12 protein-coding genes and 4 pseudogenes are annotated in these 13,802 nt (G+C 73.7%); 2 read left to right on the top strand and 14 right to left on the bottom strand.

Annotated elements, in window-relative coordinates; translation table 11 throughout:
• Positions 1–275: 275 nt before the first annotated feature.
• From AB0N76_RS07070 to AB0N76_RS07020, 11 genes and pseudogenes are all read right to left on the bottom strand, one after another.
• Positions 276–968 (bottom strand): AraC family transcriptional regulator, encoded by a 693-nt coding sequence (locus AB0N76_RS07070; protein WP_363554010.1) that lies wholly within the window; start codon positions 966–968, stop codon positions 276–278.
• 616 nt (positions 969–1,584) lie between these two features.
• Positions 1,585–1,835, bottom strand: a pseudogene (locus AB0N76_RS07065) (glycerol-3-phosphate dehydrogenase); the annotation flags it as partial.
• 94 nt (positions 1,836–1,929) lie between these two features.
• Positions 1,930–2,403, bottom strand: a complete 474-nt coding sequence (locus tag AB0N76_RS07060; protein WP_363554008.1) for a protease inhibitor I42 family protein — start codon at positions 2,401–2,403, stop codon at positions 1,930–1,932.
• Positions 2,400–2,789, bottom strand: a complete 390-nt coding sequence (locus AB0N76_RS07055) for a hypothetical protein (protein WP_363554006.1) — start codon at positions 2,787–2,789, stop codon at positions 2,400–2,402. Before AB0N76_RS07055 ends, AB0N76_RS07060 begins: the two co-directional genes overlap by 4 nt.
• A gap of 8 nt (positions 2,790–2,797) precedes the next feature.
• The gene (locus AB0N76_RS07050; protein WP_363554004.1) at positions 2,798–4,084 is read right to left on the bottom strand and encodes a hypothetical protein; all 1,287 of its coding nucleotides are present in this window, start codon (positions 4,082–4,084) and stop codon (positions 2,798–2,800) included.
• A 2-nt stretch (positions 4,085–4,086) separates the two neighbouring features.
• Complete coding sequence (locus AB0N76_RS07045) at positions 4,087–4,275, bottom strand: hypothetical protein (RefSeq protein WP_363554083.1); 189 nt, start codon at positions 4,273–4,275, stop codon at positions 4,087–4,089.
• Between the two features lie 453 nt (positions 4,276–4,728).
• Positions 4,729–4,842: pseudogene (locus AB0N76_RS07040) on the bottom strand (transposase); the annotation flags it as partial.
• A gap of 100 nt (positions 4,843–4,942) precedes the next feature.
• Positions 4,943–4,996, bottom strand: a pseudogene (locus tag AB0N76_RS07035) (hypothetical protein); the annotation flags it as partial.
• A 137-nt stretch (positions 4,997–5,133) separates the two neighbouring features.
• Positions 5,134–5,541 (bottom strand): Rid family hydrolase, encoded by a 408-nt coding sequence (locus tag AB0N76_RS07030; protein WP_363554003.1) that lies wholly within the window; start codon positions 5,539–5,541, stop codon positions 5,134–5,136.
• Between the two features lie 426 nt (positions 5,542–5,967).
• A complete protein-coding gene (locus AB0N76_RS07025; RefSeq protein WP_363554001.1) occupies positions 5,968–7,317 on the bottom strand; it encodes a bifunctional folylpolyglutamate synthase/dihydrofolate synthase in 1,350 nt (449 codons plus the stop codon).
• Between the two features lie 236 nt (positions 7,318–7,553).
• Positions 7,554–7,693 (bottom strand): annotated as a pseudogene (locus AB0N76_RS07020) (TetR/AcrR family transcriptional regulator); the annotation flags it as partial.
• 143 nt (positions 7,694–7,836) lie between these two features.
• On the opposite strand from AB0N76_RS07020, the gene AB0N76_RS07015 reads away from it, so the two are divergent.
• Positions 7,837–8,868 carry a medium chain dehydrogenase/reductase family protein gene (locus tag AB0N76_RS07015; protein ID WP_363553999.1) on the top strand — a complete coding sequence of 344 codons (1,032 nt, stop codon included), beginning with the start codon at positions 7,837–7,839 and terminating at the stop codon, positions 8,866–8,868.
• 47 nt (positions 8,869–8,915) lie between these two features.
• Here the strand turns inward: AB0N76_RS07015 and AB0N76_RS07010 are convergent, their stop codons facing one another.
• Positions 8,916–9,599, bottom strand: a complete 684-nt coding sequence (locus tag AB0N76_RS07010; protein ID WP_363553997.1) for a response regulator transcription factor — start codon at positions 9,597–9,599, stop codon at positions 8,916–8,918.
• Positions 9,596–10,795 (bottom strand): ATP-binding protein, encoded by a 1,200-nt coding sequence (locus AB0N76_RS07005; RefSeq protein ID WP_363553995.1) that lies wholly within the window; start codon positions 10,793–10,795, stop codon positions 9,596–9,598. The genes AB0N76_RS07010 and AB0N76_RS07005 overlap by 4 nt, the downstream gene beginning before the upstream one ends.
• Positions 10,796–11,059: 264 nt before the next feature.
• Between AB0N76_RS07005 and AB0N76_RS07000 the strand changes: the two genes are divergently transcribed.
• Positions 11,060–12,322, top strand: a complete 1,263-nt coding sequence (locus tag AB0N76_RS07000; RefSeq protein ID WP_363553993.1) for a hydrolase — start codon at positions 11,060–11,062, stop codon at positions 12,320–12,322.
• A gap of 108 nt (positions 12,323–12,430) precedes the next feature.
• Here AB0N76_RS07000 and AB0N76_RS06995 read toward each other — a convergent pair whose 3' ends face one another.
• Entirely contained in the window at positions 12,431–13,735 is a 1,305-nt protein-coding gene (locus tag AB0N76_RS06995; RefSeq protein ID WP_363553991.1) for a hypothetical protein, read from the bottom strand.
• Positions 13,736–13,802 lie beyond the last annotated feature (67 nt).

The following is a 13,802-nucleotide window of genomic DNA, read 5'->3' as shown; positions in this document are numbered from 1 at the left end:
GGCGACCGGCCGGGTGACTGATGCGCGGTTTCCGGTTCCCACCGTTTCGGACCGCGCATTCCGTTCTCACCACACGGCTATCCGACATCGATCACCGGCTGGTGTACACCGTCACCCCGCAGGCGGTGTCATCTCGATCCCATCAAGCTGTTACTTCCGGCGACGCCGCCCCATGCCGCCGGCCGATGGCGCAATTAGAAAGAGTAGAAAGAGCTGCCACTGACAGCTACCCCCCAGGAGTTGTTCAACGGCCGACAGGGCCGCGCACCCGCCGGTCAACCCGGCGGGGCTGCTGCCGTCGGGGCCTGGGCGAGCCGCGCGCGATGGCGGTGTTCGCGAGGGGAGACGCCGTACGCGGTCTTGAAAGCGCGGCTGAACTCGGACGCCCTCGGTATGCCGCAGCCGGCGGCGATGAGGTGGACCGGGGCCCGGCGCAGCGCCGGATCGGCCAGGTCACGGTAGGCCCGCTGCAGGCGCTGGCGGCGGATCGAGGCGGCGACGGTCTCGCCGCCGGAGTGCCGGGTGAACAGGTGGTGCAGATGACTGAGGGAGACATGGTGTGCGGCGGCGACCGTGGCCGGGGTCAGGTCGGGGTCGTGGAGGTTGTGCCGGATGAACCCGCGGACGCTCTCCATCAGGGCTCGCCACTGAGTCTCCTGGGGCAGAACGGGGACGGCCTCAAGTTCCTGGGCGACCCAGGCCGCCACCAGGTCGGCCACCACCGTCCCGAGCCGGGTCGCCTCCGCCGGCCGCAGCGCACCGGCCTGACGGTCCAGCCCGAGCAGGAACTCCGCGAGCAGCGCGCTCGAACCCGCCTGCGCGGGCAGCCTCCGGCCGAGCAGTTCGCACACCAGGTGGCTGGGCACCGGCAGCATCGCCTGGGGGATGTCGACACCCATCCCGGCCGCGCGGGCGTTCCCCGGGCCGGTGCCGAAGACCCGCACGTCGTACTGAGTGGTGTTGTCCACGAGCATGAGATCCCCGGGTCCGATCCTGTCCCGTTGGTCCTTCCCGCGCCTCGCCGCCTGGGTGCCGGAGGTCAGCAGCGTCAGGTGGTACAGGTCCGGCTGGTCCGAACGCCGTACCATTCGCTCGCTGCGGACGAAACGGGCCGACGGGACCGATGTCCAGAACATCGTCACCGGCCCCAGCTCCGACCGCCGCAGCTCCGCCTCGAAGCTGTCCGCGTAAGCGCTGGTGGCATCGCATTCCCGAGTCCTGCCCAGCATGTCCCGCCAGTACTCGAAGCGGTCCTTCGCAGGCAAACCCATGCCCCACGGCTCCCCCGAGCCCCCCACCGTCATCCCCGCCCCTTCACGGCAGTGTTCCCCGCTGATGTCGGCGGGACTCCCCCGCCGACATCATCATGTACCGCCGTGCCCTCGACAAGTGCGCACCCGGACGGCTTCCACCTGCCAGGAGTCGGTCCGCAGTTCCATGCCGCGAAGAGTTCGCTGCCCCAGGTCGTCGGCCGACTCGACGGTGACTCCACGCAGACGTCACCATCCCGTGCCCATTCGGGCGCGAGCCGACGGGTCCGCCATGCTCCAGCGTGCGGGGACGCTGCCCGTCGCACGCGCTTATGGCTACACCGGCGCGCAGGGTCTGCGAGGGGACGGACAGCAAGGCGCCGTCGGCGCCAGCCAGCGCGAGGGCCGGCCCAGTGACTGCCTTCACGGAGCCGGGCAGCCTGTGGCAGGGCAGGTAGTCGGGGTTCTCGCCACGGGCGTTGACGGCGTCGGCGATCTCAGTGCGGCGGGTTTGGAGGACAACGTCGCACCCGGCGTCGGCGAGGACTGTGCGACGGCGGTCTCCCACGAGCCGGCCGAAAGCATTGAGGTTGTCGGCCTTGCGCTGGAGGCGCATCCACGCGCCCACCGCGTAGTCGTCCAGCTTCGCGGAACGGGCCGTCCCGCACCGGCGGGCGGTTCAGTGGACGTCGACGGTGAACTGGCGCTTGGTCTGGTCCGGTCCGCCGGGGAAGGACCCGCCGAGTTCGTCGCGGTAGGGGACGTGGACGGTGATGGTGGTGCGGCCGGGGTTCTGCGCGCGGAAGGTGAAGTAGTGGTGGCCGCCCGTGCCGAGGTTCCCGGTCGCGCCGAGGCCGAGCAGGTCCGTGAGGCCGGCGTTGGCGACGTATTCGTCGCCGGTGGCGCGGGCGACGGCCGGGTCGGGATCGGGGGCGGCCATGGTCCAGTTGTCGCCCGCTCCCCGGTAGCCGAACACGTCGATCGAGAAGAGCTCACCGGGCTTGACCACCAGGTCGCCCGAGGTCTGGGTGAACACCGTGCCGTGGTCAAGCTTGCCGGTGGGCTTGCGGTGGATCGCCACCGCGCCGGCGGCGACCGCCAGGGCCAGCACCGCGGTCGCCCCCAGCAGGATCCGGCGCCACCGCCTGCTCATGGGGTTGCCTCGCGGTGGGTGACGCGCAGTGCCAGGAGGGCGGCGACCGCGTCGAGCCAGCGGGCGACCAACTGGTCGCCCTGCGGGCCCTGTACGACCATGGAGGCCGCCTCCAGCCAGCCGCGGGCCGCGGTGGCGGCCGGGCCGGGCAGCGGCTCGGGCGGTGCGGCCGCGAAGCGGGCGCCGCCGGCGCGGACGACCTCGCCCAGGAAGGTCAGGGCGCGCGGCATGACGCCGAGCCGGTCGGCGGTGATCGCGGCGGCCACCGCGCCGTCGCCGAACAGCGTGGAGCGGTGCGGTCCCGGGTTCGGCAGGCCGAACCGCAGCAGGATCTCGACGTCCAGCTCCGCCAGCCGGCTGTCGCTGCGGGGTTGTGGGGTGTTCACCTGGGGCCTCATTTGGGCAGCCGGATGCTCTTGACGTTGGGGAGGCTGTCGTCGGAGGCGCCTCCCATGTGGTTGTCGACGAAGTCCGCCTCGCTGACCCAGACGGTGTAGCCCCAGGGGTTGTAGATCTCCAGCTGGTCGCCCCGGTGCCCGATGATCATCATCTGGTGGCCTCCGTCCCCGCGGACCGACACCGGGGCCGGCTTGCCATCGTCGATCACCCGTTCGATCTCGGTCAGCGCGCTCTGGCGCTTGTCCCGGCTGCCGAGATCCACATTGCGGTACTCCGCACCGGTGTGCTTGCCGATCTCGTCGTCGGCGATGTCGTCGGACTCCCACTCCCACATCCCGCCCCCGCCGAAATGCCACCAGGCGCGGGTGTCGTAGACCCGCCTGGTCTCCTCGCCCCACCGCGCCTTCGCGGCCTCGCCGTTGTCGTGGGCGGGGTCGCCGGGGCGGCCGCCGGTGGTGAGCTGAAAGGCGAACAGCGGGTCGAAGCGGACCCGGTCGGCCTCGCTCATCCTGTCCATGGCCTGGCCGGCACGGGTCACGTCGTTGGCCGTGAGGATGCTGCCGTACACCTGGTTGCCATCGAGAGCGGCATCGACGAGGACCAGCTTGTCCGCGGCGCCCAGGCCCTTGTTCTTGAACCTGCCGGCCAACGCCTTGCTCGCCAGCGCGTTCAGCTCGCGGACGGCGGCCCGACCTGCGGTCTCGGCCTTCACCGCGGCATCGACGATCGGCTTGATGCCCTCCTGCGCCCGCGCCTTGGCGGTGTGCATCTTGTCGTCGTCCCAGTGGAACGGGTCCGGCGCGCCCGCGACGGTGATCTCGTGCAGCAGCGCCAGCGCCTCGGCGAGCGGTGCGTGGCCCCGGCCGTGCAGGGCCTGCGCCTCGCTCAGGGCGCCGGCCAGCGCGGTGAGCTGGCCGGCGCCCTTGCCGAGCATGTCGCGACAGCGGGTCAGGTCGTCGGCGGAGGCCTTGACGACCTCGGCCGCCTTCTCGCCGACCTGCCCGGTCCAGGCGTTCGGCAAGCTCTCGGAGGCGACCTTCTCCACCTTCATCTGGACCTGGTCCAACTGGCTTCTCGCCGTGCTGTAGGCCGCGGCGAGTCCGCCGAGCTTGCCCGGATCGCCCTGCGGGGCAGGCAGCCGCAGGGCATCGTGGACCGCGTACTTGAGGTCGCCGGCGCCCCACATGCCATGGGACTCGTCGATGACTTTCTTCAGCTTCTCGGCCCACTGGCGCTGGCTGTCCGCCAGCAGGCCGGCCAGGTCCGCACCGTGGTCCGCCACGGTCAGGCCCCCTGCCGGTACTGCTGCCGCACACCGTGGTCCGTGGCGGAGTAGTTGGCCGCCGTGGTGTGCACCTTTCCCCCGAGGTCCGAGAGCGCGTCGACATTCACCTGGAGCTCGTCCTGCCAGGCCTGCCAGAACGCCTTCGCCGCGTCACCCGCGTACTCGCCAAGGACCGCGGGGTCCGACATGTCCAACCGGTCCAGGACCGCTTTGACGCCGCCCACGTCCGTACCGGCCGCGATCAGCCGATCGCCCGCGTCCCCCAACTTCGCCGGGTCCGCACTGAACCCCGTCCCCACCCCGCCTATCCCCATGGCCCCCACTCCCCCAGCCCCCGAACGGTCCGTAGACGACCCGGCAGCATAGCATCGTCCGGACCGGCCCCAACCGGCGCTCGGCACCGCCGAGTCTGCGGGCACCGTCCGCTCCCCGCAGGGGAACACGCACCCGGCGCTCTTCCCGGCCGCCCAGCCCGCGCCCGTGGCCGTTTCCGATCTCGTGGGCCTCCTTCGAGCCGGTGACCATCCTTCTTCCAGACCTCGACCGCCTGGTCGTCGCGCTCGATCGCCTGCCGGGTCGGCTGCTGCCAGGCAGCCGTGCCGCCTCAGCGGCCGCCCGGTGCCCTCCACCGTGTAGCTCACGTGAAACAGCCGACCGATCAGCGTCTTGATCGGCGCCAGCGTCCACCGCTGATCTTCCCAGCCATGGGCCAGAGGTCCGCACTCCAACTCCCGTTCCAGCCTTGCGGTCTGCACGCCTCTGAGCCTCGTCGCCCCGGCGATCCCTTCGACAGCCCCCCGCTTCGCCGCGCTCGCGCCACTGCCGCCGCCACCGTTCCACCGACCGCTCGCCCACCCGCAACAAGGCAGCGATCTCCCGATTCCCCTGCCCACCCTCGAAGCGTTCCACGGCCTGCAGCCGGATCCGTTCCCGCGCGGCCCTCCCAGCGTCGGTCAACCCGCCGCCTGCGCGTATCCCACGGTCCAGAGCCACCGGAACGGCCCGGCCACTGCCGGCCAAACGGGTCCGACATCACCCACTCAAGTTCAGCAGGGCTTCACATCAAGACGCACAAGGGCACCGATTTCCACGAGCTGGTCCGGCAGCGCCAAGTCCGATATGCCCATGACCGTGCTGGTCGGCCGGTGCTCCCCGAAGTAGTCGGCGTGGAGGCGTGCTGCCGCTTCGAAGTTCTCCCGCAGATTCCTCACCAGTACCGTGGTTTCCACGATCTGGCCCCGTACAGCCCCGAACCGCCTCAGTACCAGGTCAAGGTTCTCCAGCGTGGTGCGAACCTGCAGTTCAAAGTCGCCGGCACCCACGAAGTCTCCATGCCGGTCATGGGACAACTGACCTGACACGTATACGGTTTCACCCACCTGAACGGCCTGGCTGTAACCGTACAGCGATTCCCACGGCATGCCGAACCCGAATGCCTTCACCTGAGAACTCACAAACACTCCTTCGATACAGCACACGATACTGCCGGTTGCAGACCGGAACCTTTCGGCAGAATTTACAGGTCCTCCGGAATTTTAATTTCTCGACCGCGAACTCGAATTATTCTCTGCGCGCACAGACGGGGCCATGAACGCGGCCAAGCCCTCGTCGGCGCATACCCGCACCCGAACCGGCCCGGCCATCGTGCCGGTGGTCACCGCCGGACCCAGGCCGGGCGGGCCGGCTCGTGCCAGGCGGTACGGACGACCACCCGGCCCGGGGCCGCCCGCCTTGAGGGCCTCCTCCGGCACGGACCCGCTGCCCCGTCCGGCACCCGCTCGGCGACGAGGGCCGGCGCCCGTGCGGCCGGACGCGGCTGCGGCCCTGACCGTCCGTCCGGGCCTCTCCGCCGCCGGCTCGGCTCCCGGTCTGCCGGCTCCTCAGACGATCGGCAGGCCGAGCTCGGTACGGGCCTCCCCGACCAGGCGCAGCGAGCCGATGACGATGATCAGGCCGTCGGGACCGGCCAGTTCGCCGGCCCGGTGCAGTGCTGTTCGGGTGTCGTCGGAGGTCAGGGCCCGGCGCTGGCGTTCGGGGTCGAGGCGGCTGCGCAGGGTGGAGGGGACGGAGGAATGCGGGGAGCGGGTGCGGGTGAGGACGAGGGGCCAGTGGGCGGGCAGGGGGGCGAGCATCCCGGCGACGTCCTTCTCCTCGAACGCGGAGAAGACGATGACGGGCGGGTGGTCGGGGCGCGACGGTGTGCGGGCGTGGCGCAGGATCTCCGGAGCGACGGTGGTGATCCCCTGCGGATTGGTGGCGCCGTCGAGGAGGACCCGGCCCTTCCAGCCGTCCAGCCGGGCATCGGGGACGAGTTCGAGGCGTCCGGGCCAGCGGGTGGCGGCCAGGCGCTCGCGCAGGTGCCTGCCGTCCGGTGGACGGATGTGGCCGCGTTCGATCATGGCGTCCATCCCGGCGACGGCGAGCGCGAGGTTGTGGTGCTGGTGGGCCCCCGGCAGCGGGCAGGGCAGGTCGCGGTGGACCGCGCGGGGCGTGGTCACGTCGACCAGGACCTCGGGGCGGTGGTCGCCCGCGACCGTGCGGACGCTGTAGTCGATCTCGTGGCCGATGCGCCACACGGACAGGGGGGCGCGCTCCTCCAGGGCTTCCTGCGCGGCGGTGGCCGCTTCGGGGCACAGTCGTCCCAGCAGCACGTGGTCGCCGCGCTGGGCCACGGTGACCTTGGCGCGGGTGATCTCGGCGATCGAGTTCCCGAGCAGTGCGACGTGGTCGAGCCCGATGCCGGTGACGACCTTGATGTCGAGTCCGAGTTCCGCGGCGGCGGCCGAGTTGCCGCCGATGCTCGCCTCGGCCACGGCCAGGGACACCCCCGCGTTGCGGAAGTGGACGGCGGCGGTGGCCGTGTAGAGGCCGGAGGCCAGGACGGGCAGGGCGTGCGCGTCGACGGCCCGCCAAACCTCGCCGAACGCCGCGGCGTACTCGGCGCGCGAGGTGGGGGTGCCGTCGACGCGGATCCGTTCCCGGTGCTCCTGCAGGTGCGGGCTGGGCATGCTGCCCGCCCGCGCACCGGAGGCAACCACCGCCGAGACGGCGTACGCGCAGGTGGAGCCCTTGCCGTTGGTTCCGACCACCAGCATCCCGCGCAGGTCGCGCTCGGGGCTTTTCAGTGCTTTCAGCAACTCGGGGAGGTTGGCTTTCCGCCGCTCGCGGGACAGTCCCTGCGGTCTGCCGTGCAGTTGTTCGATGATGTCCGCGCAGTCCTGGTAGTCCATTGGGTCGTACTCCCCCGTACGGACACCCGTCAGACCTTCCGGCAGGGACCGTGCCCGCCCCCTGCATCCCGGAGGGTGAACCCGGGGAGTTCTGCGGGAACACGGGGACGGCGGTGGAAAGCAATAGCGCACCACCGGTCCGTGCCGTGGCCCGGGCCCGCATGCGCGGTGCTCGTGCGGGTGGGTGTCGAGGGGTGTCGGCGGTGCGGTGGGGGGTGGTGGTTCGGCGGTGCGGCGTCGACGAGGACGGCCATGATCTCGGCGGCGCTCCGGGTGGTGTCCTCGGGTGCCCGGTGGCCGGGCAGGGGGGTGCCGTGGACCGGGACAGGGCGCAGGCCCCGGCGCCGGCGATCTGCTGCCAGGCGTGCCGTTTGATCTTCTCCTGGGCCTGGGCGCGGTACCGCCCCGTTCCTCCGCCGACCGTTTAGTTAGAACCTATCACCAGTGTTATTGACTCTCACTCGGGGGAAGTTATAGCTTGTAACGAACGCGAAGACATCTATCGAAGGGAGGGCGGTCGTGACCAGCGAGCGCCTCGTCCAGGTCGTCCTGCCGGGCATCGTGGCCCCGGAAGGCCTGCAGATCCGCCACACCGCCGTACCGAGCCCCGGCCCGGGACAGATCGTGATCGCCATGGAGGCGACCGGCGTCTCGTTCGCCGAGCAGCAGATGCGCCGCGGGCGGTACTACGACCAGCCGCCGTTCCCGTTCGTGCCCGGCTACGACCTGGTCGGACGGGTGCGCTCGACCGGGCCGGGAGTCGACCCCGGCCTGGCCGGACGGCGGGTGGCCGCGCTGGTGAAGGTCGGCGGCTGGGCCAGCCACGTCGTCGTCGACGCGGCGGACGCGGTCGAGGTCCCCGACGGCCTGACCGCGGCCCAGGCCGAGACGGTCGTGGTCAACGGCATCACCGCCTGGCAGATGCTGCACCGCACCGCCCGGGTGCGCGCCGGGCAGACCGTCCTGGTGCACGGCGCCTCCGGCGGCGTGGGGTCGGTCCTGGCCCAGCTCGCCCGCGCCGCGGGCGCCGAGGTGATCGGCACCGCCTCCGCCCGGCACCACGACGAGCTGCGGGCGCTGGGTGTCACGCCGGTCGACTACCGCGCCGGCGACGTGCCGGAGCGGGTCGGGGAGCTGGCCCCCGGCGGGGTGGACGCCGTCTTCGACCACGTCGGCGGCCGCAGCGTCGTCGACTCCTGGCACCTGCTCGCCCCCGGCGGCACCCTCGTCGCGTACGGCAGCGCCTCCACCCGCGACGACACCGGCTCCAAGCAGTGGCCCGTCCTGAAGATCCTCGCCCGCACCTGGCTCTGGAACGCCCTGCCCAACGGCCGCCGCGCCCACTTCTACAACATCTGGGCCGGCCGGTCGCTGAACGGGGACCGCTTCCGCGCCCGGCTGCGGACCGACCTCACCGAGGTCTTCGCGGCCGTGCGCCGCGGCGACGTCAGCGCCCGCATCGCCGCCCAGCTCCCGCTCGCCAGCGCCGCGGAGGCCCTGCGCCTCGCCGAATCCGGCACCGCCGCCGGCAAGGTCGTCCTGACCCCCTGAGCGGCACGCTCCCCGGCACGCTCCCCCGGGCGCGCCGCCGCCGGCGCCTACCCCGGCCCGACCAGCCCGCGCTCGTAGGCGAAGATCACCGCCTGCACCCGGTCCCGCAGGCCCAGCTTGGCCATGACCCGGCCGAGATGCTTCTTCACCGTGGGCTCCGCGAGACCGAGGGCGGCGGCGAGTTCCGTGTTGGTCAGACCGCGGGCGACCCCCAGCAGGACCTCCCGCTCACGCGCGGTCAGCACGCGCAGCCGCTCCGCTTCGCCCCCGCCGCCCTCCCCGGCAGCGTCGGCCCCGGCGGCGGGGAGCCGGTGCGCGAAGCGGTCCAGCAGCCGCCGGGTCACCCGGGGGGAGACCACGGCGTCCCCCCGGGCCACGTCGCGCACCGCCCCCAGCAGCTCCTGCGGCCGGCTGTTCTTCAGCAGGAAGCCGGAGGCCCCGGCCCGCAGCGCCTCGAAGGCGTACGCGTCCAGGTCGAAGGTCGTGAGCACCAGCACCCGCGTCCCGGGCACTTCGCGCAGCAGCCGCCGGGTCGCCTCGATGCCGTCGGTACCCGGCATCCGCACGTCCATCAGCACCACGTCCGGCCGCAGCCGCCGCGCCAGCTCCACCGCCGTCGCCCCGTCGGCCGCCTCCCCCACCGGCTCCATGTCCGGCTCCGCGCGCAGAATCATGCCGAACGCCAGGCGCAGCAGTTCCTCGTCGTCCACCAGCAGCACCCGGACGCTCACGGCACGCCCCCGGGATCCAGCCGTACGAAGACCCGCCAGCCGCCGCCGGGCCGCGGGCCCGCCTCCAGCACCCCGCCGAAGGCCGCGGCGCGCTCCCGCATCCCCGTCAGACCCCGCCCGGATCCGGTGGATCCGGCGGACGCGGGGTGCCCGGTCCCGGCGGCCCGCCCGTCGTCGGTCACCTCGACCGTGACCGCCCCCGGCGCGCAGGACACCCGCACCTCGGCGCGCGCCCCCTGCGGCGCGTGGCGCAGCGCGTTGGTCAGCGACTCCTGGACGAGCCGGTGCACCGTCAGCTGCGCTGCGGCCGGCACCCCGGCCACCTCGCCGTCCACCCTCAGCCGGGTCACCAGGCCCGCCGCCTGCATCCGCTCGCACAGCGCCGTGAGTTGCCCGATCCCCGGCGGCGACCGCCGGTCGTCCCCGGGGCCCGCGCCGAAACCGGCGTCGGGACCGGCGTCCTGGAGCAGGTCCAGCGCCCGCCGCATGTCGGTCAGCGCCTGCCGCCCGGTCTCCGCGATCCGGGCCGTCACGGCGCAGGCGTCGGCCGGCCGCGCGTGCCCGAGCGCGTCCGCCAGCGCCACCACCACCGACAGGCCGTGCGTCACGCTGTCGTGCAACTCCCGCGCGATCCGGGCGCGTTCCTCCTCCACCGCCCGGCGCTCCCGCTCGTCGCGGTCCCGTTCCAGCCGCGCCAGCCGCTCCGCCCGCGCGGCCCGCCGGACCCGGGCGTTCGCCCCGAGCAGCGCGCTCGCGGCGACCGCCGCCGTCATCGCGGCGGCCGAGGCGAGGAAGCGGCCCTCGGGCGCCCAGCGCGCCGCCGCCAGCACCGCCCCGGCCGCCGCCACCAGAGCCGCCGCCCACGCCGACCGGTACGGCGCCCGCGCGGTGACCGTCCCGAGGGCGACCAGCAACGCCGCGTCGGCCGGCAGCTGGACACCCAGCAGCCACTGCGCGAGCGCCGCGGCGGCGATCGCCCCGAACGCGGCCCGGGGCGCCCGCCGCCGCCACACCAACGGCAGCACCAGAGCGGTCTGCAGCGCGAAGCCCGTACCGTCCGCCACCCGCCCCGGCCCGAACGTCACCAGGAACAGGGCCGCCGCGAGCCCGGCGTCCGCCACCAGGGGCGGCACCCGCCCCGGCAGCCGGGCGAGGGCGCCCGGCGGGCCCGTCCGTACCGCACCGGTCCCGGTCATCGTGTGTACGTCCTCGCGTCCGTGTCGTGCGGCGTCCTCGCCGGAGCCCCACGGTAGGGTCCCCGCGCCCGCGAAGGCGTCCGCCCTCCGGCGGAGACCGGGGGCTCCTGCGGGACACCGGGGGCTCCTCCGCGCGGAGGAGCGGACGCGCCCCGGGGCGACCCGCGCCCACCGGCGGGATCGTCCCCCGGCAGGGCGCCTCGCACCCCCGGCGGCGGAACGCTGGTGACGACCCCGCAGCCGCACCGCCCGAGGAGCCCGCCCATGCCACCGACCCGCCGCGCCCTGCTGGGCATGCTCGGCACGCTCGGCGCCGCCGCGCTCGCCACCGTGGCCGCCGCCCCCGCCGGGGGCCGCGGTCCCGCGCACGCCCCCGACGCCCCCGGCACCCCCGTCCCGCTGCGGCTGCCCGCGCCCACCGGGCCCTGGCCCGTGGGCACCGTCGCGCTGCACCTGGTCGACGACAGCCGCCCCGACCCCCTCCTGCCCGCCAAGCCCTACCGGGAGCTCATGGCCGGCCTCTGGTACCCGGCGGAACCCGGCGCCGGGCACCCGACGGCCCCCTGGCTGTCCCCGGCCGCGGCGGCCGACTGGGACGCGCACTCCGCACCGGCCCTCGGTGTCCCCGCCGGCGCCGTGAACTGGCGGGGGATCAGGACCCACGCCCGCACCGGCGCGCCCGTCGCCCGCCGCGCCGGCCGACTGCCCGTGGTGCTGTTCTCCTCCGGCGACGGCGGCTCGCGCGCCCTGGGCACCACCCTGGTCGAGGAGCTGGCGAGCCGCGGCCACCTCGTCGTCGCCCTCGACTCCACGTACGAGGCCGAACAGGTCGAGTTCCCCGGCGGCCGGGTCGAACGCGCCCTCCCCCTCCCCGACGACCTCACCCCGGAGGTCATCGCCGCCCTCCTCGCCGGGCACTCCCGGGCCCGCCTCGCCGACGCCCGCTTCGTCCTCGACGCACTCGACCGGCTCGCCCGCGGGGACCGTCCCGCCACCGGCACCGGCACCGGCGGCGACCCGCTCCCGGACGGGCTCGCCGAAGCCGCCGACCCGGCCAGGACCGGCGTGCTCGGGCAGTCCCTCGGCGGCTCCGTCGCCGCCCAGCTCGCCCACGACGAGCCCCGCGTCCGCGCGGCGGCCGACCTCGACGGCGCCCTCCTGGGACCCGTCGCCGACAGCGGCCTCGCCAAACCCTTCCTGCTGATGGCCTCCGGCACCAAGACCCTGCGCACCGAACCGAGCTGGGCCTCCTGCTGGACGGCATCCACCGGCCCCCGGCACGCGCTGCGGCTGCGCGACGCCGCCCACGGCTCGTACACCGACCTCCAGGTCCTCCTGCCCCAGCTCGTCCGCCGCCTCCCGGTCCCCGACGCGGCCGCGCTCATCGGCACCGTCGACCCCCGGCGCTCCCTGGCCGCCCAGCGCACCGCCGTCGCCGCCTTCTTCGCGCGGTACCTGACGGGGCGGCCCACCGGCTTCCTCGACCGGCCCGGCGACGACTGGCCGGAGCTGGAGGTGCTGAGCTGAACCGGCCCGAGACACGGGGCCGGCCGCTGCCCGAGGGGGCCGCCCCGGGACGGCGGCCGACGGACTGTGAGCGCGACCTCCATCAGCAGGAGCGGGTACGGATCGGTGTCAGAACGGTGGCTCGTCGGAGTAGGCGCCGTCCCAGGGGGCGGGGGCCGGGGCGACGCTTCGCCGGACCTGGAGGAGGGCGACGGCTTCGTCGATGCGGCCGAGGTCGATGAGGTGGTGGGCCAGGACGGTGTTGTTGGACCCGGGGTGCTGTTCGAGGACGGCGACGGCTTCCTCCGTGCGGCCGGCCCCGGCAAGCAGGTGCGAGAGGGACCAGGCCGCGTACCAGGTGCCGCCTTCGGGGTGCGCCCGAGCCTGCTCGATCGCCTCGTGGAGCAGGCCGCAGGCGGCCATGAGCGGCAGCCGTATCTGGGAGAACTCCCACTCCTCCTCACCGTCCCGCCGCTCCTTGAGGGTGTCGAGGTAGGCCAGCGCCTCCTGGGCGCGGCCGTGCTCGGTGTACAGGGTGCACAGGGCGTCGACGACGCAGGCGTCCGCGCCGTCCGGGGAGTCCGCCAGGGCGCGCAGTTCCGCGATCGCCTCGTCGACGCGGCCGTGCCGGACCAGGAGCCGGGACAGGAGGTGGCCTACGCGCCCCATGCCGTGGGGCCTTTCGGCGAAGGTCCGGTAGGCGGCGATCGCTCCCTCCACATCGCCGCGTGCCTCCAGGACCTCGGCCAGGCTCTGCGCGGCGTGCCCGTGGTACTCGGAGCCGGCGTACGCGCGCAGTTCCTCGATCCGTCCGTGCCTGGCCAGCAGGTCGGCCAGTGCGTCCCGGCCGTTGACCGACGTACTCTCCCGGCGGCGCAGCAGGGTGATCGCCTCATCGACACGGCCTTGCCGTTCCCGGACGGTGGCGAGCAGGTCGAAGGCGTTGGACGGCTCCAGGCGCAGCCGGCGGCAGTCGGGGTCGTCACAGGCCGGGACCGCGGCCTCGATCCGGGTTTCCAGCAGCGCCGCCACCTCGTCGTCCTGGCCTGCGGCTTCGGCGACGTCGACCAGGGCCTTGGCGACGAGCCAGTCCTCGATCCCGGGTCGCAGCAGTGCGAGCGCCTCGGTGGCCCGGCCGTGGCGGGCCAGCAGACGTGCGAAGAAGTCCAGGACCGTCCGGTCGCCGGCCTGGGCGTAGGGGCGGGACAGCTCGATCGCCTCCGGCGCCCTGCCCCAGCCTTCGAGCAGCTCGGCCCGGGCCCGGGCGGCCGGCCACCAGCCCGTCGCGACATACGGGTCAAGCACGTCCAGTGCCTGCTCGTGCTGCCGTCGGTCGCCGAGCAGCCGTGCCCAGGCCAGCGCGCAGAACCATTCCCCGTGAGCGGCCTGGGCCTCCACTTCCCGCTCGTGGCCGAGCTCCAGAAGCCTGGTCACCAGCGACGCAGGGATGCAGCCCGACTGGGTCCGGGTCCGGTAATCAAGATCATCAGCTTCCACGACC

This window comes from Kitasatospora sp. NPDC093806 (assembly GCF_040683335.1).
In the GTDB taxonomy this organism is placed as follows: domain Bacteria; phylum Actinomycetota; class Actinomycetes; order Streptomycetales; family Streptomycetaceae; genus Kitasatospora.
The sequence above is the reverse complement of the archived record's forward strand: the minus strand, read 5'-3'. Positions and strand labels throughout refer to the sequence as shown.

What these genes read in the sequence shown, in the direction of transcription:
- AB0N76_RS07060 (WP_363554008.1), bottom strand. Translation starts at nt 2,403, where the DNA reads ATGAGCAGGCGGTGGCGCCGGATCCTGCTGGGGGCGACCGCGGTGCTG.
- AB0N76_RS07045 (WP_363554083.1), bottom strand. Translation starts at nt 4,275, where the DNA reads ATGTCGGACCCCGCGGTCCTTGGCGAGTACGCGGGTGACGCGGCGAAG.
- AB0N76_RS07025 (WP_363554001.1), bottom strand. Translation starts at nt 7,317, where the DNA reads ATGGACTACCAGGACTGCGCGGACATCATCGAACAACTGCACGGCAGA.
- AB0N76_RS07005 (WP_363553995.1), bottom strand. Translation starts at nt 10,795, where the DNA reads ATGACCGGGACCGGTGCGGTACGGACGGGCCCGCCGGGCGCCCTCGCC.
- AB0N76_RS07000 (WP_363553993.1), top strand. Translation starts at nt 11,060, where the DNA reads ATGCCACCGACCCGCCGCGCCCTGCTGGGCATGCTCGGCACGCTCGGC.